The following is a 24,596-nucleotide window of genomic DNA, read 5'->3' as shown; positions in this document are numbered from 1 at the left end:
GGCTCGAGAGCCGCGGAAGCAGGAGGAGGGAGGAACGGGGGGTCAGCCGAGCGCGGAGGCCACCGCCTGCCGGGGAGCGGAGTCGCGGTCGTCGGTCCGCTCCGCCCGCGCATGGGGTGTCAGCACGTGCTGGAGCGCCAGGGTCGCCGCCCCGACCGCCGCCGCCGTGAGTCCCGGGTCGGCGAGCTCGACCGAGACGGAGTGGATGGACCTCGTGCGGGCGAGACGGGTGACGAGATCGCGGATCGTCCTGACGTACAGGGCTCCGGCGTCGGCGAAGCCCGGGCCCTGCAGGTAGACGCGGTCGAGATCGAGCAGATTGACCACCGAGAGCACAGCCGCACCGACGTAGCGGGCCGACGACTCGATCAGGGCGACGCAGCGCTCCTCGCCGCCGGCGGCTCCGCGGCCGATCGCGCCGAAGTCGTGGCGCAGCCCGCCGTCCTCCCCTGTGAGTCCGAGTTCGGCGCTCAATCCGGCGTCGCGCCGCGCCTTCGCGACGACGGCTCTCGGAGCGGCGAGGATCTCGAGGCACCCCCGCGACCCGCACCAGCAGGCGGGGCCGTCGATGTCGAGCACCATGTGGCCGATCTCGCCGACGTTCGAGGAGGCGCCGCGCGCGACGCTGCCGCCGACCATCAGCCCCATGCCGAACCCGTTCGACATGTACAGGGTCGCGAAGTCCTGGGTGGCCGGGATCCGCCCGACCCAGAACTGGCCGAGCGCGGCGCAGGCGGCGTCGTTGTCGCGGACGACCGGCAGGCCGATCCGGCTCTCGAGCGCCTCGCGGAGCGCGAAGGAGTCCCAGTGCTCCGCCGTGACGGAGAGCCGCTCCGCGCCGGCTCCGAGGTCGAGTCCGGCTCCGGCGACTCCGACGCCGACGACATCGCCCGCGGGGATGTGCAGTCGGCGCAGCAGCTGCTCGAGCTCCTCGGCGATCCGCTGGATCTCGACGCTCGGCGCGGCCCTGCCGACTCCCGGCGACACCAGCTGACCGACGACGGTGCCGCCGAGATCGGTGACCACGTAGGTGAGGCGCGCGTCGTCGAGCGAGACGCCGACGGCGAAGCGCGCCCGGGGGTTCAGCTCGAGCAGACTGCGCCGCTTGCCGCCGGTCGAGTCGCCGAAGCCGGTCTCGATGACGAGCCCGTCGTCGAGCAGCGACTTGACGATCTTGGTGATGGACGTGGCGGTCAGTCCCGACATCTCGGCCAGCTCGATGCGGCTCACCGTCCCGCTCGAGCGGATCATGTCGAGGATCGCGCTGCGGGTGTTCTCGGACGACGGCCCGAGCCTCCTGATGCCGCTCATGCCGTCTCCCCCGCCACGACGAACGGGCGCGGGGCGCGCACGCGGGTCGTCCGGTCGCCGGCCACCGCGGCCAGCATCCTCGTCCCGAGCAGGGCGCCGATCTCGCTGCCGCGCCGGTCGATGGCCGTCAGGGAGCGGCTCGCCCCGCGGCAGAGGGCCGAGTCCGTCCACGAGACGATCGCCACGTCGTCCGGCACCCGCAGACCCTGCGCGCTGTACGACTCGAGCGCCGCCGCCGCCGGGATGTCGCTGTCGAAGACGAGCGTCACCGGTCCGGAGGCGAGGGCGGCCGCCCCGGCGGCGACCGCCGCGGCGGTGCTGTGCTCGGTGCGGACGACCTCGAAGGCCCCGCCGAGCTCGGCGATCTCCATCGCTGCCGCTCGGCCGTCGGCGGACTCGCCCTCGAGGGTGGCGCTGATGAACACGATGCGACGCTGCGGTCGCGTGTCGAGGAACGCGCGGAGGACGTCGATCGAGGCGTCGAAGTCGACCACCACCGCGGGGATGTCCGTCTCGACGGCCGAGTCGACCACTCCCGCGACGGGGAAGCCCAGCGAGGTCAGCAGGGCGACGCGCGGGTCGTCCTGCTCGACGCCCAGCAGCGCCACTCCGCCGATCCCGCCCACGTCGGCCCAGTGCCGGTAGACGCGCTCCTCGGCCTGCGCATCCTCGACCACGGCGGTGGTGAGGCTCAGGCCCTCCTCGACGAGGGGGTCGGCGAGGGCGTGGATCAGGGACTGGACGAACCGGTCGTCCCTCCTGCTCCGCGCCACCGCGAGTCCGATCCCGTTCACTGCTCCGCCTCCGCCCGCGGGGCGACCCGCTCGTTCCGATTCCGCATGGTGCTCGTCTCCCCCTCGGCCTACTTGATCGCGCCCGCGGCCATACCGCGCTCGAACTGCTTCTGCAGGGCCACATAGGCAACGATCGTGGGAAGAGCCGTGATCACCGCGGCCGCGAGGATCTTCGGCGTGTCGTCGTTGTACTGCCGGCGGAAGAACTCGGGCAGCAGGGTGACGACCCCCATGTCCTCGCTCGTCAGGAACACCTTCGGCAGCAGGTAGGCGTTCCACGCGTTGATCAGGACCAGGACGGTCAGGGCGACCGCCATCGGCCGGGCGAGCGGGAGCAGGATCGACCAGAACATGCGCATCGTGCCCGCTCCGTCGAGCCGCGCCGCCTCGAACAGCGAGTCGGGGATTCCGTCGACGTACCCGCGCGTGATGAGCACGGTGAAGGGGATCTGGAGCGCCGCGATCGGCAGGATCACCGACCAGAACGTGCCCAGCAGCTCCAGCCGCACGGCCGTCGCGTAGAGCGGCGCGATCAGGACGACCTCGGGCAGCGTGAGAGCCGCCATCATCATCCAGAAGTAGACCTCCTTGCGCATCACCCGGAGCTTCGAGAAGCCGAACGCCGCCATCATCGTCGTGAGGTAGATCAGGATGATCGATCCGCCCGCGACGATCGCGGAGTTGAGGAAGAAGCGGGCGAATCCCGGCACCGCGAGCACCGCCGCGTAGTTGCCCCAGCCCGAGCCGGCGAAGGATCGCGTGAGCATCGCGTAGATCGGGATGACGAACGGCAGCACGGCGATCGTGACGATCAGCTGGAGGACGAGCCTCGAGCGCAGGGAGCGCGTCTCAAACACGGGGCAGGTCCTCCTCGATCAGGGCGACGCGCTCGCGGCTGCGGCGCTGGATCACGACCGAGGTCACCAGCGCGATGACGAGCAGGATGACGGACAGCGCGGCCGCGTAGCCGAGGTTGCGGGAGGATCCCGCGGTCTCGGAGTAGATCATCGTGCCGAGGAACTCGGACGAGTGGGCCGGGCCGCCCTGGGTGATCAGCCAGACGTTGTCGAAGAGCTTCAGCGCGGTGATGAAGTTCAGGATCGCCAGCGACACGGTGATCGGACGCAGCGTCGGCAGCACGATCGAGAACAGGATCCGGAGGTTGCCGGCCCCGTCGATCCGTGCGGCCTCGAGCATCTCGGGGTCGATCTGCGCCATGCCGGCGTAGAAGAGGATGAAGCCGAACCCGACCGAGCCCCAGCAGCCGACGGCGACCACGACGAGCAGCGACGTCGTCGACTGCCCGAGCCAGCCCTGGGCGAGCGAGCCCAGGCCGATGGTCTCGAGGATCCGGTTGAGCGTCCCGTCGGTCTGCCACACCTGGAGGTGCGCCGGAGCGAGCGTCGCCGGGGCGACCACGACGGGGATCACGACGATCACCTTGTAGACGTTGGCGAGGAAGATCCGGGAGTGCATGGCGGCGGCGAAGAGGACCCCGCCGACGACCTGGACGACGAACACCACGACGAAGTAGATGCCCGTGTTCCGCAGCGCGGTCCAGAACGTCGGATTCGTCAGCGCCTCGACGTAGTTGCCGAAGCCGACCGGCGTCATCCGCTGACGTCCGCCTCCCCAGTCGAAGAAGGAGAGGTAGCCGGAGTAGACGATGCTGTAGTAGATCAGTCCGACCGACAGGATGAAGCCGGGCAGGATCCAGGCGATCCCGCCGGGGACGAGGCGGGAGGACCGCTTCGCGGGCCGTCCAGCCCGCCTCTCGTCGCCCCGGGGCGTCGTCGGTCGAGCCTCGGGGGGTGCCGTGACCGTCATGAGCGGGTTCCGATCGGGGATCAGTCGAGGCCGATGGAGGTCGCCTCGGAGCCCGCCTGCATCTCTGCGGCGATCTCCTCGACGGACTTGTCGATCGTGGGGTCGAGGATCTGCTGGATCGCGAGCACCACGGCGTCGAGCGTCGTCTCGGAGGTCTGCCACTGGCGCGACTGGTCGGCGGCGCTGCTGTCGGCGATGAGCGCCTCGATCGCCGCCTGCTGCACTCCCTGGTCGACGAGCTCGATGCTCGACCAGTCCGGCGCGACGCCCTGGAGCGCCGGCAGGAGGTCGAGGGCGTTCGCGACGTTCTGCTGCCCGGCCTCGGACATCGTCATCCACGAGACGAAGGTCTTCGCCGCACCGATGTTCGGCGAGTCGGCGTTGATCGCGAGACCGTAGTCGGCCTCGCCGAAGTACGCGGATCCGTTGCCCTCGCCCGCGACATCGGGGAACGCCGCCGGCAGCTGGACGAAGCAGGTCGGATCGCTCACTCCTGCCGCCTCGCGGGCCGCCTTGCACGACTCGGCGCCCGAGTACTGGGTGTACCAGAAGCCCATCTGCACCATGACCGCGTCGCCCTTCATGAACTGCTCGTTCGCGAGGGGGTACTGCGTGCCGTCCAGGGCGTCGGCCGAGATGATGCCGTCGTCCTTCATGTCCTTGATGATCTGGAGCGTCTCGACGCCCTGCGGGTCGTCCCACTTCGCCTGTCCCGTGGCCGCCTCGATGAAGAAGTCGGGGTCCACGGAGTTGGCGATCGCGTGGTACATCTCGCTCGGGAACGTGTCCTCGCCGCCGGCGCCCATCGTGAAGCAGGTCTTGCCGATGGCGGTGATCTTCTGGCAGGTGTCGACCCAGGAGTCGTAGTCGGTCGGGACCTCGGCCCCGGCCTGCGTCAGGAGGTCCTGGTTGTACCAGAGGAAGCCCGCAGCCATCCCGCCGAGCGGGAGCGAGACGAGCCGGCCCTCGGAGTCGGTGAGCTGCTCGACGTAGCCGTCGCCGAGCTTCGACTCCCAGTCCGTCCCGAGGGCCTCCTCGGCGACGGGAGCGAGGTCGATCGCGTACGGACCCCACAGATCGGGAGAGCCGCCCGCGGGCGAGAGGTCGAACACGTCGGGGCCCTTGCCCGAGTCGAGGGCGGGCGTGATGGTGGTGCGGAAGTCGACGTTCTCGAAGTTCTTGTAGGTGACCTCGATGTCGGGGTACTCCTCGTTGAACGCCGCGATGTAGCGCTCCGCGACGGGGGTGTCGGGGGTCCAGCCCCACCAGGTCACCTCGCCGGAGTCGCTCGCCTCCACCGAGGCGTCACCGCCGGACTCCGCGCCGCACCCCGCCAGAACGAGCGCTGCCGCCGCCGCGAGGCCGACCACCGCTCCGAACCTGAACTTCGTCATCCTTGTTCCTCTTCTCACATCGTTGTGGGGATCCGGACCCGGCGCCCGCTCACGAGCGGTGCTGATGACCGCTGATCGTGGGGGCTGACTCCGTCCGATGAGGCGACTGTACGCAAGGATCCGACCTCGCGCTACAACTTTCCAAACTTTCTTTATTAAGTTCGGTCGGAGGCGATCACGGGGTCGGATCGGCGTCGCCACGAGGGAAGCGGACTCCCGCGGGCGCGCCGGAACGCCGAAGAGGCCGCCCTGCTGGACGGCCTCTTCGGCGGAGCTCGAGGTGTGCGACGACGACCGGTGGTGGAGATGGGGGGAATCGAACCCCCGTCCATCGCTGTGATTCTGCGCCTTCTACGGGTGTAGCCGATGAGAGCGTTCTGCTCGGCCCCGACCGTTACCATCGGCGCATCGGTCGACGGGCCCAGCCCGAGTGCAAGTCCCGCGTCGCCCTCAGGCGTAACGACGCAGCAAGTCCTCTAGATGACGCCAGGATCCGGGGCGAGGACGCACCCACGGGCTGACGGACTATCTACTCTGGCTTAGGCAGCGAGAGCGAAGTCGGTGCGCTTCTGTTCGGCACCTGTGTTTTCCAGAGATCGTTAACGAGATAACCCTGGATCCTCGACCCGCTTCTCGCAGTTTCGCAGGCAATGTCGAAACCGATCATCCCCGCGAGCACTCCTGTGGAGTGGGTCGTCGTCGCACACTGTTGAGTTACAAGGATTCAGTCTACCCCGCCTCGCGAGCGCTCACGCGGCGGCGGCGCAGATCGAGCAGCCCGAGCACGAGCGCCAGCGCGATCAGCCCCAGCGTCACGAAGTAGCCGTTGCGGAAGGCGTCGTGGTAGCGGTCGAGCCCCTCCGCCATCCCCTGCTCGCTCGCCAGCGTCGCGAAGAAGACCGCCGAGGCGCAGGCGGTGCCGACCGCCGTCCCCACGCGCTGACCGAGCTGTCCGACCGAGCCGGCGACGCCGCCCTGCGCGGGAGAGATCTCGGCCAGGGTGAGGGTCTGGTTCGGCGAGACGACGAATCCGCCGCCCGCTCCCGCGACCAGCATCGCCGCTCCCATGCCGTACGCCGCGGTCTCGGCCGGCAGCAGCTCGGCGGCGAGCAGCACGAGGGTGAAGCCGATGACGACCAGCACGATGCCGAGCACGACCAGCGCCCGGCCGTAGGTCTGCACGAGCTTGCCGCCGTACCAGGCCGTCACCGCTGAGGTCAGGGCGAACGGGATGCTCACCATGCCCGCGAAGACGGGTGCCAGCCCGAGCCCCTGCTGCAGGAACAGCGTCGTCAGCAGGAAGGTCGCCGGGATGGCGGCGAAGTACGACGTGGCGACGAGGATCCCGTTGCGGTACGAGCTGGTGCGGAAGATCCGGAAGTCGATCACCGGAGTCCGCCCGAGACCCGCGTAGTGCGCCTCCCACTTCACGAAGGCGAAGGCCGCTGCGGCCGCCAGGAGCAGCCAGAACCACCGGAACGGCGAGTCGGAGGAGCTCCCCGTCGTCAGGAGGAACGGGAGCATGAAGGCGAAGATCGCGACCGCGAGCAGCAGCAGGCCGACGGGGTCGAGGGAGGTGTCGCCGTCCGGCTTCCGGTGCGTGCGCGGCAGGAGCCGCCAGGCGAAGGCGAGCGCGACCACTCCGAGCGGGATGTTCATCCAGAACAGGAGGCGCCAGCCGTCCTCGTCGCCGCCGATCGCGATGAGGAGCCCGCCGAGCGTCGGCCCGAAGGCGGTCGACAGGCCGATCACCGCGCCGAACACGCCGAACGCCCGAGCCCGCTCCGCGCCGGTGAACATCTGCTGCACCAGCCCGAGCACCTGCGGCATCTGGATGCCGGCCGCGACGCCCTGGAGGAACCGCGCCACGACGAGGATCTCGATGCTGGGCGCGATCGCGCAGAGCAGGCTCGTCACCGTGAAGGCGGTGAGCCCGATCAGGAAGAGCAGGCGCCGGGAGCGCAGGTCGCCGAGGCGGCCGGCCGGCACGAGGGCGAGACCGAAGGCGAGCGCGTAGCCGGCCACGATGAGCTGCAGCTGGCTCGCGTCGGCCGACAGCGCCTTCTCGATCGAGGGCAGGCCCACGTTGACCTTCGAGAGGTCGAGGATGGTGATCGCCGCGACCGCCACGCTGATGGCGAAGGCGCGCCAGCGGATCTTCTCGTCGGCGGGACTGAGGGCGTTCTCGGAGGCGGTCACGGGCTCCAGTGTCGCAAACCCGCAGACGTCGCGCAGACGGTTGCGCCGGAGCGCCTAGTCGCCGAGGCGGCGACGCGTCGACATCGCGCGGTCGGCCTCGCGACGGTCCTGGCGCTCCCGGAGCACCTGGCGCTTGTCGTAGTCCTTCTTGCCCTTGGCCACCGCGAGCTCGACCTTGGCCTTGCCGTCGCTGAAGTAGAGCGAGAGCGGGATCAGCGTGTACCCGCCCTCCTTCACCTTGTTGTGGATCTTGAGGATCTGCGCCTTGTGCAGCAGCAGCTTGCGCTTGCGCCGGGGCGGATGGTTCGTCCAGGTGCCGTGCGCCCACTCGTTGATGTGCACCGCGTCGAGCCAGGCCTCACCGCCGTCGACGAAGGCGTAGCCGTCGACGAGCGACGCACGGCCGGCCCGGAGCGACTTGACCTCGGTGCCCGAGAGCACGAGACCCGCCTCGTAGGTGTCCTCGATGAGGTAGTCGTGGCGCGCCTTGCGGTTGGTCGCGACGACCTTCTGACCCTGTTCCCTGGGCACGGCGGCTCCTCTCCGAGAGCGACGATGGGCTGCCCCGATCGAGGCAGCCCATCAGTATACGGCCGTGCGGAGCGGTCAGACCCGGAGATACCTGGCGATCGCCACGTTCGCCGAGATCGCGGCCAGGACGATGCCCACCACCACCAGGATCGGGAAGACGATCAGCGCGTCGTCCAGCCCCACGAACGAGGTCAGCGGGATGCGGTACGCCAGGAACCCCTGCACGAAGAACTGCACGATCGCGATGACCGCGACTCCCGCGAGGATCGATCCGAGCAGCGCCGCGAACACGCCCTCGAGGATGAACGGGGTCTGGATGAAGCGGTTCGACGCCCCCACGAGCCGCATGATGCCCAGCTCCCTGCGTCTCGAGAAGGCCGACAAGCGGATCGTCGTCGCGATCAGCAGCACCGCCGCCACCAGCATCAGCACCGCGATGCCGATCGCCGTGTAGCTCGCCGCGTTCAGGATCGAGAAGATCTGGTCGAGGTACTGCCGCTGGTCGGTGACGCTCTCGACCCCCGAGACGCTCGAGAGGCTCTCGACGATCACGTCCGACTGCGTCGGGTCCTTGAGGTTGATCCAGAAGGTCTGGTTGAGCAGGTCCGGAGTGACGTACTCGGCGACCGGGTTGCCGGCGAACTGCTGCTGGAAGTTCGCGTAGGCCTGGTCGTGGTCCTCGAAGTAGGACTCGTCGATGTAGGGCGCGAGGGTGGCGCCGTCGAGCTGCGCCTCGACCGAGTCGATCTGCTCCTGGGTCGCGTCGCTGCCGCTGCAGTTCGAGCCCCCGGAGGTGGCGGTGCACATGTAGACGGCGACCTGCGCCTTGTCGTACCAGAAGTTCTTCATCTGGCCGATCTGCATCTGCAGCAGGATCGCGGTGCCGACGAAGGTGAGCGAGATGAAGGTCACCAGGATGACGGAGACGACCATCGAGACGTTGCGTCGGAGGCCGCTCGAGACCTCCGACCAGATCAGTGCGAATCTCACTTGACGGGTCCTACGTTCTGCTGGTCGTCCCCGGTCTCGTCGCCGTCCTCCCGCGCGGCGCGCAGGCCCAGGCGGGCCGCGAGCGACTCCTCCGGGAGCGCGCCGGTGTCGGCGGGGAGGTAGATCGGGCCGGTCTGGCTCGCGAGCTCGACGACGCGCGGTGCCTCGGGGGCCTCCGGCGCGGGGGGTGCGGGGAGGACGGGGTGCGCCGCGGTGACGTGCGACTCGGGGGCGTTGGCCGAGCGGCGTCCCTCGGGGACGACAGGCTGGGCGGCCGTCTGCGAGAGGCGCGGCCGGGCGAAGGACCCGCCGTGCGGGTCGGCCGCCGTGGGGAGCGCGGGGGCGGGGCGACGCAGGTCGAGCTCCGGCACCTCGGCGGGCGCGAGCGCGCTCTCGGTGATGACCGGGATCGACGTCGTCTCGGCGACCTTGTGGTCGTCTGCCGCGACGACGACGACGCCGTCGTGGACCACGGTGATGCTCTCGGTCTGGCCGTAGCCGCCCTGGCGCTCGTCGCGGATGATGCTGCCGGCCGAGAGCTCGATGACGCGGCGCTTCATCTGGTCGACGATGCCGGCCTCGTGGGTGGCCATGATGACGGTCGTGCCGCCGGCGTTGATCCGCTCGAGGAGCGCCATGATGCCGGCGCTGGTGGTCGGGTCGAGGTTCCCCGTGGGCTCGTCGGCGAGGAGGACGGCCGGCTTGTTCACGACCGCGCGGGCGATCGCGACGCGCTGCTGCTCGCCTCCGGACAGCTCGTGCGGCAGGCGCGACGCCTTGCCCGCGAGGCCCACCATCTTGAGCGTGTCGGGGACCGCCTCCTGGATGTAGCCCTTCGACTTGCCGATCACCTGGAGGCTGAACGCGACGTTGTCGAAGACCGACTTGTTGGGGAGCAGGCGGAAGTCCTGGAAGACGACGCCCATGTTGCGGCGGAAGTAGGGCACCTTGCGGCTCGAGATCTTGCCCAGGTTCTGCCCGAGCACGTGGATGGAGCCGGAGGAGGGCCGCTCCTCCTTCAGGATCAGCCGGAGGCAGCTCGACTTGCCGGAGCCCGAGGCGCCGACGAGGAAGACGAACTCGCCCCGGAGGATCTCGAGATCGATGGCGTTCAGGGCGGGTCTGGTGCCGCCCCGGTACTGCTTGGAGACGTTGTCGAAGCGAATCATGTCGTACCGAGGGTAAACGACGATCTCGGAGAGTCGGCCGAGCCGGCCTGCGGCGCGTCGAGCGGCCCGCGGTGCCGCGGTGCGATCAGGCCGACTTGCGCCAGCGGATGCCCGCCGCGATGAAGCCGTCGATGTCGCCGTCGAAGACGTGCGACGGATTGCCGACCTCGTGGTCGGTGCGGAGGTCCTTGACCATCTGGTACGGCGCGAGCACGTAGCTGCGCATCTGGTCGCCCCAGCTCGCGGTGATGTTCCCCGCGAGCTCCTTCTTGGTCGCCGCCTCCTGCTCCTTCTGGATCAGCAGGAGTCGCGACGCCAGGACGCGCATGGCCGCCGCGCGGTTCTGGATCTGGCTCTTCTCGTTCTGCATCGACACGACCGTCCCCGTGGGGAGGTGGGTGATGCGCACCGCGGAGTCGGTCGTGTTGACCGACTGGCCGCCGGGGCCCGAGGAGCGGAAGACGTCGACCCGGATGTCGTTGTCGGGGATCTCGACCGCGCCGGCCTCCTCCATCAGCGGGATGACCTCGACCGCGGCGAACGAGGTCTGGCGCTTCCCCGCCGCGCCGAAGGGGCTCATCCTGACCAGGCGGTGCGTGCCCGCCTCGACCGAGAGGGTCCCGAAGGCGTAGGGCGCGTCGATCTCGAAGGTCGCCGACTTGATGCCGGCCTCCTCCGCGTAGCTCGCGTCCATCACGGTCGCGCTGTACTTGTGCTTCTCGGCCCAGCGGAGGTACATCCGCATCAGCATCTCGGCGAAGTCGGAGGCGTCGACGCCGCCGGCGCCCGCGCGGATCGTCACGACCGCCGGGCGGTCGTCGTACTCGCCGTCGAGCAGCGTCTGCACCTCGAGCTCGCCCATGATCTTCTGCAGGGCGCTGAGCTCGGCGATCGCCTCCTGCTCCGACTCGGCGTCCTCGGCCTCGTTCGCCATCTCGACCAGCACCTCGAGGTCGTCGAGGCGTCGCTCGATCGACGTGACGCGGGCCAGCTCCGACTGGCGGTGGCTCAGCGCGCTCGTGATCTTCTGGGCGGCGTCGGTGTCGTCCCAGAGGTCGGGCGCACCCGCCTGCTCGCTCAGGTCGGCGATCCTCGAGCGGAGCCCCTCGACGTCGATGACGGCTCGGATGTCGGCGAAGGTGGAGCGGAGAGCAGTGATCTGCTCGGTGAAGTCGTTGTCCAGCATGGTGGATCCAGCCTAACGGGGACGATGAGAGCGGGCGGGGCGCTGCTCCGACCTAGCATGGAGACGGTGACCGTCCCCGCAGAGCGCCCGTTCCCCGTCGGCCCGCTCCTGCTCTCCACCTTCCTGCCGACGCTGCTGTTCTCGGTCGGCGAGGGCGCGATCATCCCCCTCCTCCCCGCCGCGGCGGGCGATCTCGGCGCGACGCTCGCGCTCGCGGGCCTGGTCGCCGGGATGATCATGATCGGCGAGCTCGCGGGCGACATCCCGAGCGGCTGGATCGTCTCGCGGATCGGCGAGCGCGGCGCGATGCTGAGCGCCTCCGCCGCCTCGATCCTCGGGCTGATCGTCTGCCTGCTCTCGACCTCGTGGGTCGGGCTGACGGTCGGCGTCTTCATCATCGGCCTCGCGACGGCGGTGTTCGCGCTCGCGCGGCACGCGTTCATGACGTCGTTCGTCCCGATCACCCACCGCGCCAGGGCGCTCAGCGCGCTCGCGGGCGCCTTCCGCGCCGGCTGGTTCGTCGGTCCGTTCGTCGCGGCGGGCGTCGTGCACCTCACCGGCTCGGTCGAGTCGGTCTTCTGGGTGCACATCGTCTGCTGCGTCGCGGCGGTGGTCGTGCTGCTCCTGGTGCCCGACCCGGCGACCGTGCTGCGCCGGGCGCAGGCGGCCACGGCCGACCTCTCCCCCGATCCCGTCCCCGCCCCGGAGGCGTCGCCCGGCCTCGTCCGCACGCTGCGCGAGCACCGCGGCGTCCTCGCCCGCATGGGGACCGGCGCCGCGGTCATCGGCGCGCTCCGGGCGAGCCGCACCCTGATCCTCCCGCTCTGGGCGGTCAGCATCGGGATCGCCGACACGCAGACCGCGATCATCATCGGCATCGCCGGCGGGATCGACTTCGCCCTGTTCTACGCAGGCGGCCAGCTGATGGACCGCTTCGGCCGCGGCGCGACGGCGATCCCATCGATGATCGGGCTCGGGCTCGGCCACCTGATCCTCGTGCTGACGCTCGTCGCCGCCGATCCGGTGCCCTGGTTCGTCGCGGTCGCCTGCGTCCTGGCGCTCGCGAACGGCATCGGATCGGGCATCCTCATGACGATCGGCGCCGACCTGGCGCCTCCCGACGACCCGGCTCCGTTCCTCGGCGCGTTCCGCTTCACCGGCGACGCGGGCAACGCGGCGGCGCCGATCATCGTGTCGGCGCTCATCGCCGCGGTCTCGCTGCCCTTCGCCGCCGGAGCGATGGGAGTGCTCGGTCTCGCCGGTGCCGCAGCGCTCGCCCGATGGATCCCGCGCTACATCCCTCACCGCAGGCCGCTCCTAGACTGAGTCGCGCACTCGCGGGAGTGGTGGAATGGCAGACACGCAGGATTTAGGTTCCTGTGCCGAGAGGCATGTGGGTTCGAGTCCCACCTTCCGCACGACGTTCTCCCGCCCCGGAACACCAGGGGCTCGACCGGTACGCTGAGCGCGGTCGCGCCCGGTGCTCGGAGCCGACCGGCATCGATCGACTGGAGAACCGTTGAACCACGCCGCCCTGATCCCCTGGCTCGACCCGGAGACGATCCTCACCTCGTTCGGGCCGTGGGGCGTCCTGGTGGTGTGCATCATCGTCTTCGCCGAGACCGGTCTGCTGATCGGCTTCCTCTTCCCGGGCGACACCCTGCTCATCATCACCGGGCTCCTCGCGCACGAGGACGCGGCGAACGGCGGCCTCGGCGTCCCGATCTGGCTGATCTGCCTCGCGATCGGCTTCTCCGCGTTCCTCGGCGGCGAGGTCGGCTACCTGATCGGCCACAAGGCGGGCCCGCGCATCTTCGAGCGCAAGGAGTCGGGCTTCTTCAGCATCGAGAACGTCAAGCGCACCAACGCCTTCTTCGAGCGCTTCGGCGGCTTCGCCGTGATCCTCGCGCGATTCGTGCCGATCGTGCGCACCTTCGCGCCGATCGCCGCGGGCGTCGCGCACATGAACTACCGCAAGTACAGCCTCTACAACCTCATCGGCGCCCTGCTCTGGGGCAGCGGCGTCACCCTCCTGGGCTGGCTGCTCGCGTTCATCCCGCCGGTCGCCGACTTCGTCTCGCACTACATCGACGTGATCCTCATCGGCGCCGTGATCCTGGCGATCGTGCCGACGCTGTTCCACTTCTTCCAGCAGCGCCGCAAGGCCCGCCTCGCCACCGACAAGGAGACCGACTCGACCGAGTCGGCCGCCTACGTCCTCGACCAGGACGCCCTGGACGACAAGCGCCCCAAGCACTGACGACCCCCACGAGAGGTCGCTCGGGTCCGCCTCCCTCGGCGCGCGGCGTACCCGGGAGCGTCTCGCAGTGAGCGTCAGGACAGGCGCGACTCCAGCGCGACGAGCTCGGAGCGCAGGGCGGTGAAGGCCCGGGCGCGGTGGCTGCGGGCGTTCTTCTGCTCGGGCGCGAGCTCGGCGGCGGTGAGGGAGCCCGACTCGGGGACGAAGACCGGGTCGTAGCCGTGGCCGTTCGTGCCGCGCGGCGCCGTCGCGATCGCGCCGTCCCAGCGGCCCTCGACCACGATCTCCTGGCCTCCCGGCAGCACGGAGTCGGGCACGACGAGCGCGATCGTGCAGCTGAAGTGCGCCGCGCGGTGCTCGGCCTTCACATCGTCGAGCTGGGCGAGCAGCAGCTCGAGGTTGGCCCGGGCGTCGTGCGCCCTGCCCGACCAGCGCGCCGAGAAGATCCCGGGGGCGCCGCCCAGCACGTCGACGCAGATCCCGGAGTCGTCGGCGAGCGCAACGAGGCCGGTGTGCGCCGCGGCCGCCCGGGCCTTGATCAGCGCGTTCTCCGCGAACGTGACGCCGTCCTCGACCGGCTCGGGCCCGTCGTAGGCCCGCACGCCGACTCCCGGCAGCGCGCCCGCGAGCATCGCGCGGAACTCCTCGACCTTGCCCGCGTTGTGCGTCGCGAGGACGAGATCCAGGCTCACGCGCGGGGCCCCGGCTCCGCGGCGAGCGCCTCCGCCTGGATGCGCGCGAGGTCGGCGGCACCGCCGACGGCGAGGTCGAGCAGCGCGTCGAGCTCGCGGCGGTCGAACGGCGCGCCCTCCGCGGTGCCCTGGACCTCGACGAAGAGGCCGCGGCCCGTCACGACGACGTTCATGTCGGTCTCGGCGCGCACGTCCTCGACGTAGGCGAGGTCGAGCATCGGGACGCCGTCGATGATGCCGACCGAGACGGCGGAGAGGCTGTCGATCAGCGGCGTCGCCTTCTGGCCGACGTACTTCTTGCCGCGGGCCCACTCGATGGCGTCGACCAGCGCGACGTAGGCGCCGGTGATCGCCGCCGTGCGGGTGCCGCCGTCGGCCTGCAGCACGTCGCAGTCGATCACGATGGTGTTCTCGCCGAGCGCCTTCATGTCGACCACGGCGCGGAGGCTGCGCCCGATCAGGCGCGAGATCTCGTGGGTGCGCCCGCCGACCTTGCCCTTGACCGCCTCGCGGTCCATCCGGGAGTTGGTCGAGCGCGGCAGCATCGCGTACTCCGCGGTGACCCAGCCCTTGCCCTTGCCCTGGAGCCAGCGCGGCACACCGTTGGTGAAGGAGGCGGTGCAGAGCACCCGGGTGTTCCCGAACGAGACGAGGGCCGAGCCCTCGGCCTGCGTGCTCCAGCCGCGCTCGATGGTGACGGTGCGCAGCTCGTCGGCCGCGCGGCCGTCCTTGCGCTTCACGGCCGGCTGGGCGGAGGTGCTGTCGGTCACTGGGGACTCCCTGTCTGTCGCGCGGCCCGGTCGAGCTCGCGCAGATTGATGGTGCCGGTCTCGACGAGGTCGACGCTCGAGACCTCTGGGCCGAGGAACCGGCGGGCGAGGCGGACGAAGTCGCTCGATCCGGTCTCCTCCCAGCGGTAGCTCGGCGGAGCGGAGGCGGTGCGCTGCAGGCCGTGCGCGACGAGCGTGCGGTAGACGTCGAGCGCGGTCTCCTCGGCGCTCGACACCAGGCGCACGTCGGGGCCCATCACGTAGGCGATGGCGCCGCGCAGCAGCGGGTAGTGGGTGCAGCCGAGGACGAGCGTGTCGACTCCGGCCGCCTTGAGCGGCGCGAGGTACTCCTCGGCGAGCGCGAGCAGCTCGTCGCTCCAGGTGATCCCCGCCTCGACGAACTCGACGAAGCGCGGGCACGCCGCGGTGACGAGCTCGAGGTCGGGGGCCGCGACGAAGGCGTCGTCGTAGGCGCGGGAGCGGATCGTGCCGACCGTGCCGATCACTCCGACCCTGCGGTTGCGGGTGTCGCGCACCGCGCTGCGGACCGCCGGCTGGATGACCTCGACCACGGGGATGCCGCGGCCGATCGTGTAGCGCTCCCTGGCGTCCCGCATCATCGCCGCCGAGGCGGTGTTGCAGGCGATCACGAGCAGCTTCGCGCCCTGGTCGACCAGCGTGTCGAGCGTGTCGAGGGCGTACGCGCGGACGTCCGCGAGCGGCTTCGGACCGTAGGGCGAGTGCGCGGTGTCGCCGAGGTAGACGATCGACTCGTTCTGCAGCTGGTCGATCACCGAGCGGGCCACGGTGAGCCCGCCGACCCCGGAGTCGAAGATGCCGATGGGTGCGTCCGTCACAGGAGACGAGCCTACCGGCGGGCTCGTGGAACACTGATCGGATGGATGCGACGTCGTTCCTCACCGACCGCTACGAGCTCACGATGGTCGAGGGCGCTCTCGGCAGCGGCACCGCCGACCGCCGCTGCATGTTCGAGGTGTTCGCGAGGAGCCTGCCGCCCGGGCGCCGCTACGGGGTCCTCGCGGGCACCGGCCGCCTCCTCGAGCTGATCTCGCGGTTCCGCTTCGGCGAGCCGGAGCTCGACTGGCTGCAGGAGAACCGCGTGGTCGACTCCCGCACTCTCGACTGGCTCGCGGACTACCGCTTCGGCGGGGACGTCTGGGGCTACCGCGAGGGCGAGGTCTACCTTCCCGGCTCCCCCGTGCTGATCGTCGAGGCGCCCTTCGCCGAGGGCGTGCTGCTCGAGACCCTCGTGCTGAGCGTCCTCAACCACGACAGCGCCGTCGCGAGCGCCGCCGCGCGCATGGTGTCGGCCGCCGACGGCCGCCCGCTCGCCGAGATGGGATCGCGGCGCGCCGGCGAGCGCTCGGCGGTCGCCGCGGCCCGCGCCGCCTACATCGCCGGATTCGGAGCGACGTCGAACCTCGAGGCGGGCCGCAGCTGGGGCGTGCCGACCATGGGCACGTCCGCGCACGCCTTCACCCTCCTGCACGACTCGGAGGAGGCGGCGTTCCGCGCGCAGGTCGCAGCCCTCGGGCCCGGCACGACGCTCCTCGTCGACACCTACGACGTGACCGCCGCGGTCGACCTGGCCGTCCGCGTGGCGGGCACCGGCCTCGGCGCCGTGCGGATCGACTCCGGCGACCTCCCGCAGCAGGTGGCCGCCGTGCGCGCGCAGCTCGACGCGCTCGGTGCGACCGGCACGAGGATCACCGTCACCAACGATCTCGACGAGTACGGCATCGCCGCGCTCGCCGCCTCGCCCGTCGACTCCTACGGCGTCGGGACCTCGGTCGCGACGGGCTCCGGCCACCCGACGGCGGGCATGGTCTACAAGCTCGTGGCGCACGAGGACGACGCGGGCGAGTGGGTCGCCGTCGCCAAGAAGTCGATCGCGAAGGCGTCCATCGGCGGGCGCAAGGCCGCCGGCCGCCTCCTCACCGAGGACGGCATCGCCGTCGAGGAGGTCGTGCACGTGGGCGCGGGGCCGGAGGGCGCCGTCGGCGAGGATGAGCGGGCGCTGCTCGTGCCGCTGATCGACGACGGGACGATCCTCCCGGACCACCTCGGACCGGCGGGCGTGCATGCCGCTCGCGAGCACCACGCCAATGCTGTGCTCGAGCTGCCGCAGGACGCCCTGCGTCTGGGCCGTGGCGACCCCGTGCTGCCGACGCGCTACGCCTGAGGCGCGCCCTACTTCATCCGGGCGTAGATCTCCTTGCAGGCCGGGCAGACCGGGAACTTCTCGGGGTCGCGGCCCGGGAGCCACTTCTTGCCGCAGAGCGCACGGACGGGCTTGCCGGTCATGGCGCTCTCGAGGATCTTGTCCTTCGGGACGTAGTGCGAGAAGCGCTCGTGATCGCCGGGCTCGACGGTCTCCTGGTTGAGGAGCTCCTCGAGCTCGCGGTCGAGGGTGGCGGTTCCTCCGCCGCCCTCGAGGGGGTCGGTGCTGCTGTTCTCAGGCCGGGTCGTCATGCGGAGGATTCTACGCGCGCTCCCTCGGAGCGACTCCGGGCCGCGGCTCAGTAGCGGCTGGTGAACGAGACCAGCTCGGCCGCTCGGCGGTCGAAGAGCGCCCCGCCGAGCAGGACGCCGAGAACGAACACGACCACCGCGCTGCCGAAGCCGGTGAGCACCGCCGTGGACACCGCCTCCGGATCGACGAAGAGGGCGCGGAGGGCGAGCACCACCGTCGGCGCCGCCAGCAGCAGCCCGAGCCCGAAGGCGAGCGCCTGGGGACCCGCGCCGCTCGCGCCGGGCGCCTGCGGCTGCACGAACGCGCTGTCGCCGGGCCGCGGCGCCGGGTAGGCGAGCCGCGCCGACACGGCGCTCGCGACTCCCGCGGGCACGAGCAGCAGGCAGGTGTTGGCCGCGAGGAGCACCGGGAAGGAGCCGTCCAGCCCCGAGGTCGCACTGCTCACCAGCGAGCCGAGCAGGACGATCGGCAGCCCGAGCAGGAGTGTGGGGAACGCGCGGCCGAGGCGGTCGGCGCGGCCGCGGACTCCGGCCGCCACGTGCAGCCAGAAGGCCGATCCGTCGTAGGCGACGTCGTTGTGCAGGAACCAGCCGAGGAACAGCACGACGAGCGGCACCGGGAGCAGCGACAGCAGCGGGAAGGGCACTCCGACGACCGCCAGCAGCACGAGGGTCACGACCGGCAGGAGCGGCACGGCCACGAGCGACGCCTGGTAGCGCGGGTCCCGCGCCCAGTAGGTGATGCTGCGGGCGGCGATCGCCCCGGCGGGCGAGGCGGGGAGCACCTCGAACCAGCCCAGCCGGACCCCGCGCGCCGGGCGGTGCGTGCGCTCCGGACGCTCGGTCAGCACCCGGACCACGAGCCACCACACGGCCGCCGCGACGACGAGCGTGAGCAGGGCGACGAGGAGGGACGGGACGGGGTCGCCCGCAGCGGCCGCCGGGGCGATCGCCCAGGCGGCACCGAGAGGAGTCGCGCCGAGCGCCGAGGCGAGACCGTCGAGCACCCGCGAGCCCGCGCCTCCCCAGTCGAGTCCCGTGACCAGGACGAGGGCGACGGGCACCGCGAGGATCAGGACGAGTCCCAGTACCGCGAGCAGCTCCCGCGCGGTGCGCGAGGGCACGAGGGCGGCGGAGGCGGCGAGGCCGATCCGCGCGAGGAGGGCGCTCGTGAGCACCCCGAGCAGCGGACCGAGCACGCCGAGCGCGCCGGCGCCCGGGAAGAGCGGGACGAGCGCCCCGCCCAGCACGGCGAGCGCGAGCACCGGCGCCGAGATCAGCCCGGCCAGGGCCAGGGCCGCCGCGAGCCGGACGCTCGGGATGCCGAAGAGCCGGAACGCCCGCGGATCCATCGGGTCGACCGGGCCGAGCAGGAACGGCAGCGCGAGGAACGCGAGCGTGAGCAGCGATCCGCCGACCACCACGGCGTCGGCCGCGAGTCCGCTCGCGGGCTCGAGCGCGCGGAGCCCGGCGAGCAGCCCGGCCGTGGCCGCGACGACGACGAGCACGCCGAGCAGCACACCGGCGGTCGACGCGGGTCCGGAGCGGAACGCCCCGAGGAGGACGTCGAGCCTCAGCCGGAGAAGTCGTGCAGCCACTGCAGCCCCTCGGCGATCTGCTTGCCGCCCGCGAGCTCGAGGAAGCGCTCCTCGAGCGTCGCGGTCCCGGCGACCTCGGCGACCGATCCGGAGGCGAGCACCTTGCCGCCGACGATCACGGCGACGTCGTCGCAGACGCGCTCGATGAAGTCGAGGCCGTGACTCGAGAGCACCACCGTGCCGCCCCCGGCGACGAAGCGCCGGAGCACGGTGATGACCGCGGCCGAGGAGACGGGGTCGACCGACTCGAAGGGCTCGTCGAGCACGAGCACCCGCGGAGCGTGGATCATGGCGCCGGCCAGCGCGACCTTCTTCGCCATGCCGGCGGAGTAGTCCGAGATCAGGCGCTCGAGAGCGTCGGTGAGGCCGAGCGCCCCGGCGAGCTCGGCGATCCGCTGCTTCGCCGTCGCGCGGTCGATCCCGCGCAGCGCCGCGGCGTAGTAGAGGAACTGGGCTCCGGTGAGCCGGTCGAAGAGCCGGAGGCGGTCGGGCAGGACTCCGATGAGCCGCTTGGCGGCGGCGGAGTCCTTCCAGACGTCGACGCCGTGCACGAGCACCTGGCCGGTGTCGGGGCGGAGGAGCCCCGTCATCATCGAGAGGGTGGTCGTCTTGCCGGCGCCGTTGGGCCCGATGATGCCGCAGAAGGTGCCGGCCCTGACCTCGAGGTCGATGCGGTCGACGGCGACGGTGCGGCCGAAGGTGCGGGTGAGTCCGCGCAGCGCGAAGACGACGGGGGCGGCGACGGGCGCGCCCCCCTCCTCGACGACCTGCGGCTCTCCGGCGATCGCGGGCTCCCCCGCGACCTCCGGCTCCTCCGTGGTTTCGGGCGCCTCGGCGATCGACGGATCCGCGGGCGGAGCAGCCTCGCGCTCGGATTCCTCGGCGTTCGTCGCGGACGTCATCCGGCTACGGTACCAACTCGCTCGCAGCCCGACAGGAGCGCATCGGGTCCTCGCGACACGTCGAGACGTCAACCACCCTGGCCTGAGCGAGCCGGAACTGTACACTAAGCAACGACCCAGGGAGCAATCAGATCGATACGCGGCGGTTAACACGAGGAGAAGACATGACGACCCACTCGGATTCACGGAGCAGCACGGGCGGTATCCCCGCCTCGGTCGTCATCCTCGCCGCCGGAATGGGCAGCCGACTCGGCCGGTCCCTCCCGAAGCCGCTGACCCCGCTCAGCGACGGCCGCACGATCATGCAGCAGCAGTTCGACAACATCCACCACGCCTTCGGAGCGAAGACGCCCGTGAGCATCGTGGTCGGCTACAAGCTCGAGCACATCATCGAGGCGTTCCCCCAGGCATCGTTCGTCTACAACGAGCAGTACGACCAGACCAACACCTCGAAGAGCCTCCTGCGCGCCCTCCAGGCGTCGGGTCAGGGCGGCGTGCTCTGGATGAACGGCGACGTCGTCTTCGACCCCCGCATCCTCGACCGCACGAGGGCGCTCATCGCGAAGGACACCTCCTTCGTCACCGTCAACACCGCGAAGGTGTCGGACGAGGAGGTCAAGTACACGACGAGCGCCGAGGGCTACATCGACCAGCTCTCCAAGACCGTCCGCGGCGGCCTCGGCGAGGCGGTCGGCATCAACTACGTCTCGGCCGCCGACAAGCCCGCGCTGATCCGCCACCTCGCCCGCGTGGACGCCCAGGACTACTTCGAGCGTGGCCTAGAGTTGGCGATCGAGCAGGACAGACTGCTCGTCGAGCCGATGGACATCTCCGACCTCTACGCCGTCGAGGTGGACTTCGCCGAAGACCTCGAGCGCGCGAACCTCTTCGTCTGACGCTCCCGGCTCCTCCGGCTCGCACAGGCGGGTCGGACGGTCGGGAGGAGTCGCGCGGGATGAGCACACCAGCAGCGCCGGACACCTCGGCCGAGACGGCCGTCCGCCACCGTCGCTCCAGGGCGTGGCGCTACCGGCACTCGCTGTGGCTGCTCACCCGGCGCGACCTGACCGTCCGCTACGCCACGAGCGCTCTCGGCTACTTCTGGTCGGTCCTCGACCCGCTCGTGATGTCGGGGATCTACTACTTCGTCTTCACGGTGGTCTTCGACCGCTCGGTCGGCGAGGACCCGTACATCGTCTTCCTCCTCGCGGGGCTGCTGCCGTGGATGTGGTTCAACCAGGCCACCTCCGACGCCACGCGCGCCTTCCTCAAGGAGGCGAAGCTCGTGCGCTCGACCTCGATCCCGCGCACGATCTGGGTCGGGCGGATCGTGCTCTCGAAGGGAATCGAGTTCGTGGCGAGCATCCCGGTGCTCGTCCTGTTCGCGGTGCTCGCCGGTGCCGAGGTGACTCCCGCCGTCCTGCTCTTCCCGGTCGCGATCGTGCTGCAGGCGATCCTCACCCTCGGGGTCGGCCTCCTGGTCGCTCCGCTCGTGGTCTTCTTCCGCGACCTCGAGCGCGTGATCAAGCTGGTGCTGCGCTTCCTCTTCTACGCGTCGCCGATCATCTACTCGACCGCGAACCTGCCCGTCGGGATCCAGCCGTACGCGGCGCTCAACCCGCTGAGCGGGATCTTCGCGCTCTACCGCTCCACCTTCTTCGCGAGCGAGCTCGACCTGCCGCTGATCCTCACCTCCGCGCTGATCTCGGTGCTCCTGCTCGTCGTCGGCCTGATCGTCTTCCGCCGCTCCGAGCGCGCGGTCCTGAAGGAGCTGTGATGGCGTCGTCGGCGACCGAGAATCCCGTCGTCATCGCGTGCCGCGGTCTCGGGATCAGCTTCCGCCGCAACCGCCGCGGGCGCCGCTCCTTCAAGGACCTCTTCGCCGGCCGCTCCCGGCGCTCCCGCCCGGGCGAGTTCTGGGCGCTGCGGGGGCTCGACGTCGAGGTGCGCCAGGGCGAGGCCATCGGGGTCGTCGGGCGGAACGGCCAGGGCAAGTCGACCCTCCTCAAGCTGGTGGCGGGAGTCGTGCTGCCCGACGAGGGCGTCGTCGAGGTGCGCGGCGGAGTCGCTCCGCTCATCGAGATCACCGGGGGCTTCGTCGCCGACCTCAGCGTCCGCGAGAACGTCTACCTGACGGCCGGGCTGCACGGCATGTCGCGGCGCGAGGTCGACGACCGCTTCGACTCGATCATCGACTTCGCCGAGATCGGCGACTTCCTCGACACCCCCTACAAGCACCTCTCGAGCGGGATGAAGGTGCGGATCGCGTTCTCGGTCGTCTCCCGCCTCGAGGAGCCGATCATCCTGGTCGACGAGGTGCTCGCGGTGGGCGACAAGGCCTTCCGCGAGAAGTGCTACGCCCGCATCGAGGAGCTCCTCGCCGCCGGCCGGACGCTGTTCTTCGTCTCGCACAACGAGCGCGACCTGCGGCGGTTCTGCACCCGCGGGCTCTACCTGGACAAGGGCCGACTCGTCCTGGACGCACCGATCGAGCAGGTTCTCGCCCGTTACGCTGAGGACTACGCGCCGAAACCGCAGGCCGCCGCCGACTGACCCCGGTGCGCCGTGCCGCCCGCGGTCGGCAGACGACGCAGGAGTTGCAGGACATGGCCGACCGCAAGCGCAAGCGCGACCTCGAGAAGCGGATCGACGACACGTCGGGATCGGAGGCGCAGGTCGAGAACGCCCAGCTGGCCCGGATGCTCGATTGACTGCTCGCCGTGCAGCGCCCCGCCGTGCTGGCGAACATCCGCGCCCTGCGCCGCCGCCGGCCGAACGCGACTCCGGAGCAGCTGATCACCTCGCTCGAGCGCCAGTACCTCGCGAGCGTCGCCGCAGGAGGCGCGGCGATCGGCGCGACCGCCGTCGTCCCCGGGATCGGCACCGTCACCTCCGTCGCTCTGTCGGGGGCGGGCGCCGCCGGGTTCCTCGAGGCGAGCGCGCTCTTCGCGCAGTCGGTGACCGAGGTGCACGGCATCCGACTCGAGGATCCCGAGCGCGCGCGGGCGCTGGTGCTCACACTGATGATGGGATCCTCCGGGAGCGAGCTGGTCCGTCAGGTCGCGGGCCAGGCGGTCGGCGGCGGGGCGGGCCTCAACCAGTACTGGGGCTCGGTCGTGACCAAGGGCCTGCCGTCCTTCCTCGTCGGCGAGATCGCCGATCGGGCCAAGCGCTCCTTCACCCGGCACTTCCTCACCCAGCAGGGCGCAGGGCTCGTCGGTCGCGCCATGCCGTTCGGCATCGGCGCGGCGATCGGAGGCGTCGGCAACGCGATGCTCGGCCGCCGCGTCGTGCAGAGCGCCCGCGACGCCTTCGGACCCGCGCCGCGCGTCTTCGGCAACGCCCTCGTACTCGAGCCGACCCGCGCCGAGCGGAAGGCCCTCGCGGCCGGTCCCGCCGAGCCGCTCCAGCTCTACGTCCGCGACTACGGCGGAGCGGGCGAGCGCGTCGCACTGCTGCTGCACGGCCTCGCCTCCGACTCGCGCGTCTGGTACGCCCTCGTCCCGGCGCTGCAGGAGCACGGCTACCGCGTGATCGCGCCGGACCTCGCCGGCCACGGCGGTTCGCCGAAGTCGCCCACGTACTCCCCCGAGCGCTGGGCGGGCGACGTCCGCGCGTCGGTCCTGCAGACTCCCGACCTGATCATCGGCCACGGACTCGGCGCGGTCGTCGCCGCGCAGCTCGTCGACTACCGGCCCGAGCGGCTGATCCTGCTCGACCCCGCGTTCTCGGATGCGCGGGGGCTGGGTGGGGCGCTGCACCGCGCCGGCTCCCTCGCGCGGGTCGAGAAGGGCGACGCCGACGAGGTGCGCCGCCGCCACCCGATCTGGACCGACGAGCAGATCGAGCTCGACGTCTCGGCGCACCGCCTCTGGGATCCGGCATCGGCATCAGGCCTGACCGCGAAGGACGCGGCGGACGCCCCGAAGGGCTTCACCGTGCCGACGCTCGCCGTGCTCCCCGAGGACCCGCTGGGCCACGCGTCGCTCGCCTCGGTGCTCTCCGACCGCGGCGTCGAGGTGCGCGCGATCCCCGGCAGCGGGGCGTCGATCCTCCGCGAGGACCGCGCGGCGCTGCTCGCGGCCCTCGACGACCGGATCTGACGGCGCGGTTCGCCGCGGCCAACCGCCCGACCACCCGTCGGCGGGCGGCATCCTCGCCGATCGAGTAGCCCGCGCAGCGGGCGTATCGAGATCCACGTCCGTCAGAAGGCCGGGCTTGCAGACCTCCCTGCTGACGCTGGTGGGTCTCGATACGCCGCCTGCGGCGGCTACTCGACCAGCGAGCTTGCGGCAGTCCTCTCCCAGAGGCTCCACCAGCGTCAGAAAGCCAGTCCGCCCCCTCCCCGCTGATCGAGCCCGCAGCCCGCGCAGCGGGCGTATCGAGATCCACATCCGTCAGAAGGCCGGGCGTGCAGACCTCCCTTCTGACGCTGGTGGGTCTCGATACGCCCCTGCGGGGCTACTCGACCAGCGAGCTC

Annotated in this window: 23 protein-coding genes, 1 tRNA gene and 1 other RNA gene; 8 read left to right on the top strand and 17 right to left on the bottom strand. The window is 71.0% G+C overall.

Annotated features, from left to right (window positions below; genetic code table 11):
- Window positions 1-42: 42 nt before the first annotated feature.
- From GRS92_RS16970 to prfB, 11 genes are all read right to left on the bottom strand, one after another.
- Entirely contained in the window at window positions 43-1,311 is a 1,269-nt protein-coding gene (locus GRS92_RS16970) for an ROK family transcriptional regulator (RefSeq protein WP_159858867.1), read from the bottom strand.
- A complete protein-coding gene (locus GRS92_RS16965; protein WP_159858864.1) occupies window positions 1,308-2,105 on the bottom strand; it encodes a substrate-binding domain-containing protein in 798 nt (265 codons plus the stop codon). The genes GRS92_RS16970 and GRS92_RS16965 overlap by 4 nt, the downstream gene beginning before the upstream one ends.
- 68 nt (window positions 2,106-2,173) lie before the next feature.
- Window positions 2,174-2,962 (bottom strand): carbohydrate ABC transporter permease, encoded by a 789-nt coding sequence (locus GRS92_RS16960; protein WP_159858861.1) that lies wholly within the window; start codon window positions 2,960-2,962, stop codon window positions 2,174-2,176.
- Window positions 2,955-3,932 (bottom strand): carbohydrate ABC transporter permease, encoded by a 978-nt coding sequence (locus tag GRS92_RS16955; protein WP_159858858.1) that lies wholly within the window; start codon window positions 3,930-3,932, stop codon window positions 2,955-2,957. Before GRS92_RS16955 ends, GRS92_RS16960 begins: the two co-directional genes overlap by 8 nt.
- Window positions 3,933-3,952: 20 nt before the next feature.
- The gene (locus GRS92_RS16950; protein WP_159858855.1) at window positions 3,953-5,326 is read right to left on the bottom strand and encodes an ABC transporter substrate-binding protein; all 1,374 of its coding nucleotides are present in this window, start codon (window positions 5,324-5,326) and stop codon (window positions 3,953-3,955) included.
- Between the two features lie 298 nt (window positions 5,327-5,624).
- Window positions 5,625-5,997: a transfer-messenger RNA gene (ssrA, locus tag GRS92_RS16945) on the bottom strand.
- 58 nt (window positions 5,998-6,055) lie between these two features.
- The gene (locus tag GRS92_RS16940) at window positions 6,056-7,525 is read right to left on the bottom strand and encodes an MFS transporter (RefSeq protein WP_235022098.1); all 1,470 of its coding nucleotides are present in this window, start codon (window positions 7,523-7,525) and stop codon (window positions 6,056-6,058) included.
- 54 nt (window positions 7,526-7,579) lie between these two features.
- Window positions 7,580-8,056 (bottom strand): SsrA-binding protein SmpB, encoded by a 477-nt coding sequence (gene smpB, locus GRS92_RS16935; RefSeq protein WP_159858852.1) that lies wholly within the window; start codon window positions 8,054-8,056, stop codon window positions 7,580-7,582.
- 75 nt (window positions 8,057-8,131) lie between these two features.
- On the bottom strand, window positions 8,132-9,046 hold the full coding sequence (gene ftsX, locus GRS92_RS16930; RefSeq protein WP_159858826.1) for a permease-like cell division protein FtsX: 915 nt from the start codon (window positions 9,044-9,046) through the stop codon (window positions 8,132-8,134).
- On the bottom strand, window positions 9,043-10,215 hold the full coding sequence (ftsE, locus tag GRS92_RS16925) for a cell division ATP-binding protein FtsE (protein WP_159858823.1): 1,173 nt from the start codon (window positions 10,213-10,215) through the stop codon (window positions 9,043-9,045). Before ftsE ends, ftsX begins: the two co-directional genes overlap by 4 nt.
- 85 nt (window positions 10,216-10,300) lie before the next feature.
- Complete coding sequence (prfB, locus tag GRS92_RS16920; protein WP_159858820.1) at window positions 10,301-11,401, bottom strand: peptide chain release factor 2; 1,101 nt, start codon at window positions 11,399-11,401, stop codon at window positions 10,301-10,303.
- 66 nt (window positions 11,402-11,467) lie between these two features.
- Here prfB and GRS92_RS16915 point away from each other — a divergent pair, with 66 nt between their 5' ends.
- From GRS92_RS16915 to GRS92_RS16905, 3 genes are all read left to right on the top strand, one after another.
- On the top strand, window positions 11,468-12,727 hold the full coding sequence (locus GRS92_RS16915; protein ID WP_235022097.1) for an MFS transporter: 1,260 nt from the start codon (window positions 11,468-11,470) through the stop codon (window positions 12,725-12,727).
- Window positions 12,728-12,738: 11 nt separating this feature from the next.
- A tRNA-Leu gene (locus tag GRS92_RS16910) sits at window positions 12,739-12,819 on the top strand.
- 101 nt (window positions 12,820-12,920) lie between these two features.
- Entirely contained in the window at window positions 12,921-13,661 is a 741-nt protein-coding gene (locus GRS92_RS16905; protein ID WP_159858814.1) for a DedA family protein, read from the top strand.
- Window positions 13,662-13,735: 74 nt separating this feature from the next.
- On the opposite strand, the gene rdgB is transcribed toward GRS92_RS16905, so the two are convergent.
- From rdgB to murI, 3 genes are read right to left on the bottom strand one after another with little or no spacing between them, the layout of a single operon-like run.
- Complete coding sequence (rdgB, locus tag GRS92_RS16900; RefSeq protein WP_159858811.1) at window positions 13,736-14,353, bottom strand: RdgB/HAM1 family non-canonical purine NTP pyrophosphatase; 618 nt, start codon at window positions 14,351-14,353, stop codon at window positions 13,736-13,738.
- Window positions 14,350-15,123 carry a ribonuclease PH gene (gene rph, locus GRS92_RS16895; RefSeq protein ID WP_159858808.1) on the bottom strand — a complete coding sequence of 258 codons (774 nt, stop codon included), beginning with the start codon at window positions 15,121-15,123 and terminating at the stop codon, window positions 14,350-14,352. The genes rdgB and rph overlap by 4 nt, the downstream gene beginning before the upstream one ends.
- On the bottom strand, window positions 15,120-15,980 hold the full coding sequence (murI, locus tag GRS92_RS16890; protein WP_159858805.1) for a glutamate racemase: 861 nt from the start codon (window positions 15,978-15,980) through the stop codon (window positions 15,120-15,122). The genes rph and murI overlap by 4 nt, the downstream gene beginning before the upstream one ends.
- Before the next feature lie 41 nt (window positions 15,981-16,021).
- Between murI and GRS92_RS16885 the strand changes: the two genes are divergently transcribed.
- A complete protein-coding gene (locus tag GRS92_RS16885; protein WP_159858802.1) occupies window positions 16,022-17,326 on the top strand; it encodes a nicotinate phosphoribosyltransferase in 1,305 nt (434 codons plus the stop codon).
- Between the two features lie 8 nt (window positions 17,327-17,334).
- Here the strand turns inward: GRS92_RS16885 and GRS92_RS16880 are convergent, their stop codons facing one another.
- The 3 genes from GRS92_RS16880 to GRS92_RS16870 are packed head-to-tail and all read right to left on the bottom strand — an operon-like array spanning window position 17,335 to window position 20,116.
- Window positions 17,335-17,616, bottom strand: a complete 282-nt coding sequence (locus tag GRS92_RS16880) for a DUF3039 domain-containing protein (RefSeq protein ID WP_159858799.1) — start codon at window positions 17,614-17,616, stop codon at window positions 17,335-17,337.
- Window positions 17,617-17,663: 47 nt separating this feature from the next.
- Entirely contained in the window at window positions 17,664-19,214 is a 1,551-nt protein-coding gene (locus tag GRS92_RS16875) for an ABC transporter permease (RefSeq protein WP_159858797.1), read from the bottom strand.
- Window positions 19,190-20,116 (bottom strand): ABC transporter ATP-binding protein, encoded by a 927-nt coding sequence (locus GRS92_RS16870; protein WP_159858794.1) that lies wholly within the window; start codon window positions 20,114-20,116, stop codon window positions 19,190-19,192. The genes GRS92_RS16875 and GRS92_RS16870 overlap by 25 nt, the downstream gene beginning before the upstream one ends.
- Before the next feature lie 203 nt (window positions 20,117-20,319).
- On the opposite strand from GRS92_RS16870, the gene GRS92_RS16865 reads away from it, so the two are divergent.
- From GRS92_RS16865 to GRS92_RS16850, 4 genes are all read left to right on the top strand, one after another.
- Window positions 20,320-21,012, top strand: coding sequence for a phosphocholine cytidylyltransferase family protein (locus tag GRS92_RS16865; RefSeq protein ID WP_159859058.1), 693 nt, complete (start codon window positions 20,320-20,322; stop codon window positions 21,010-21,012).
- A 59-nt stretch (window positions 21,013-21,071) separates the two neighbouring features.
- On the top strand, window positions 21,072-21,893 hold the full coding sequence (locus GRS92_RS16860; RefSeq protein ID WP_159858791.1) for an ABC transporter permease: 822 nt from the start codon (window positions 21,072-21,074) through the stop codon (window positions 21,891-21,893).
- A complete protein-coding gene (locus tag GRS92_RS16855) occupies window positions 21,893-22,669 on the top strand; it encodes an ABC transporter ATP-binding protein (RefSeq protein WP_159858786.1) in 777 nt (258 codons plus the stop codon). Before GRS92_RS16860 ends, GRS92_RS16855 begins: the two co-directional genes overlap by 1 nt.
- Before the next feature lie 167 nt (window positions 22,670-22,836).
- Window positions 22,837-24,219 (top strand): alpha/beta fold hydrolase, encoded by a 1,383-nt coding sequence (locus GRS92_RS16850; protein WP_159858783.1) that lies wholly within the window; start codon window positions 22,837-22,839, stop codon window positions 24,217-24,219.
- The last annotated feature ends 377 nt before the right edge of the window (window positions 24,220-24,596 follow it).

The organism is Rathayibacter sp. VKM Ac-2754 (assembly GCF_009807095.1).
In the GTDB taxonomy this organism is placed as follows: domain Bacteria; phylum Actinomycetota; class Actinomycetes; order Actinomycetales; family Microbacteriaceae; genus Rathayibacter.
The sequence above is the reverse complement of the archived record's forward strand: the minus strand, read 5'-3'. Positions and strand labels throughout refer to the sequence as shown.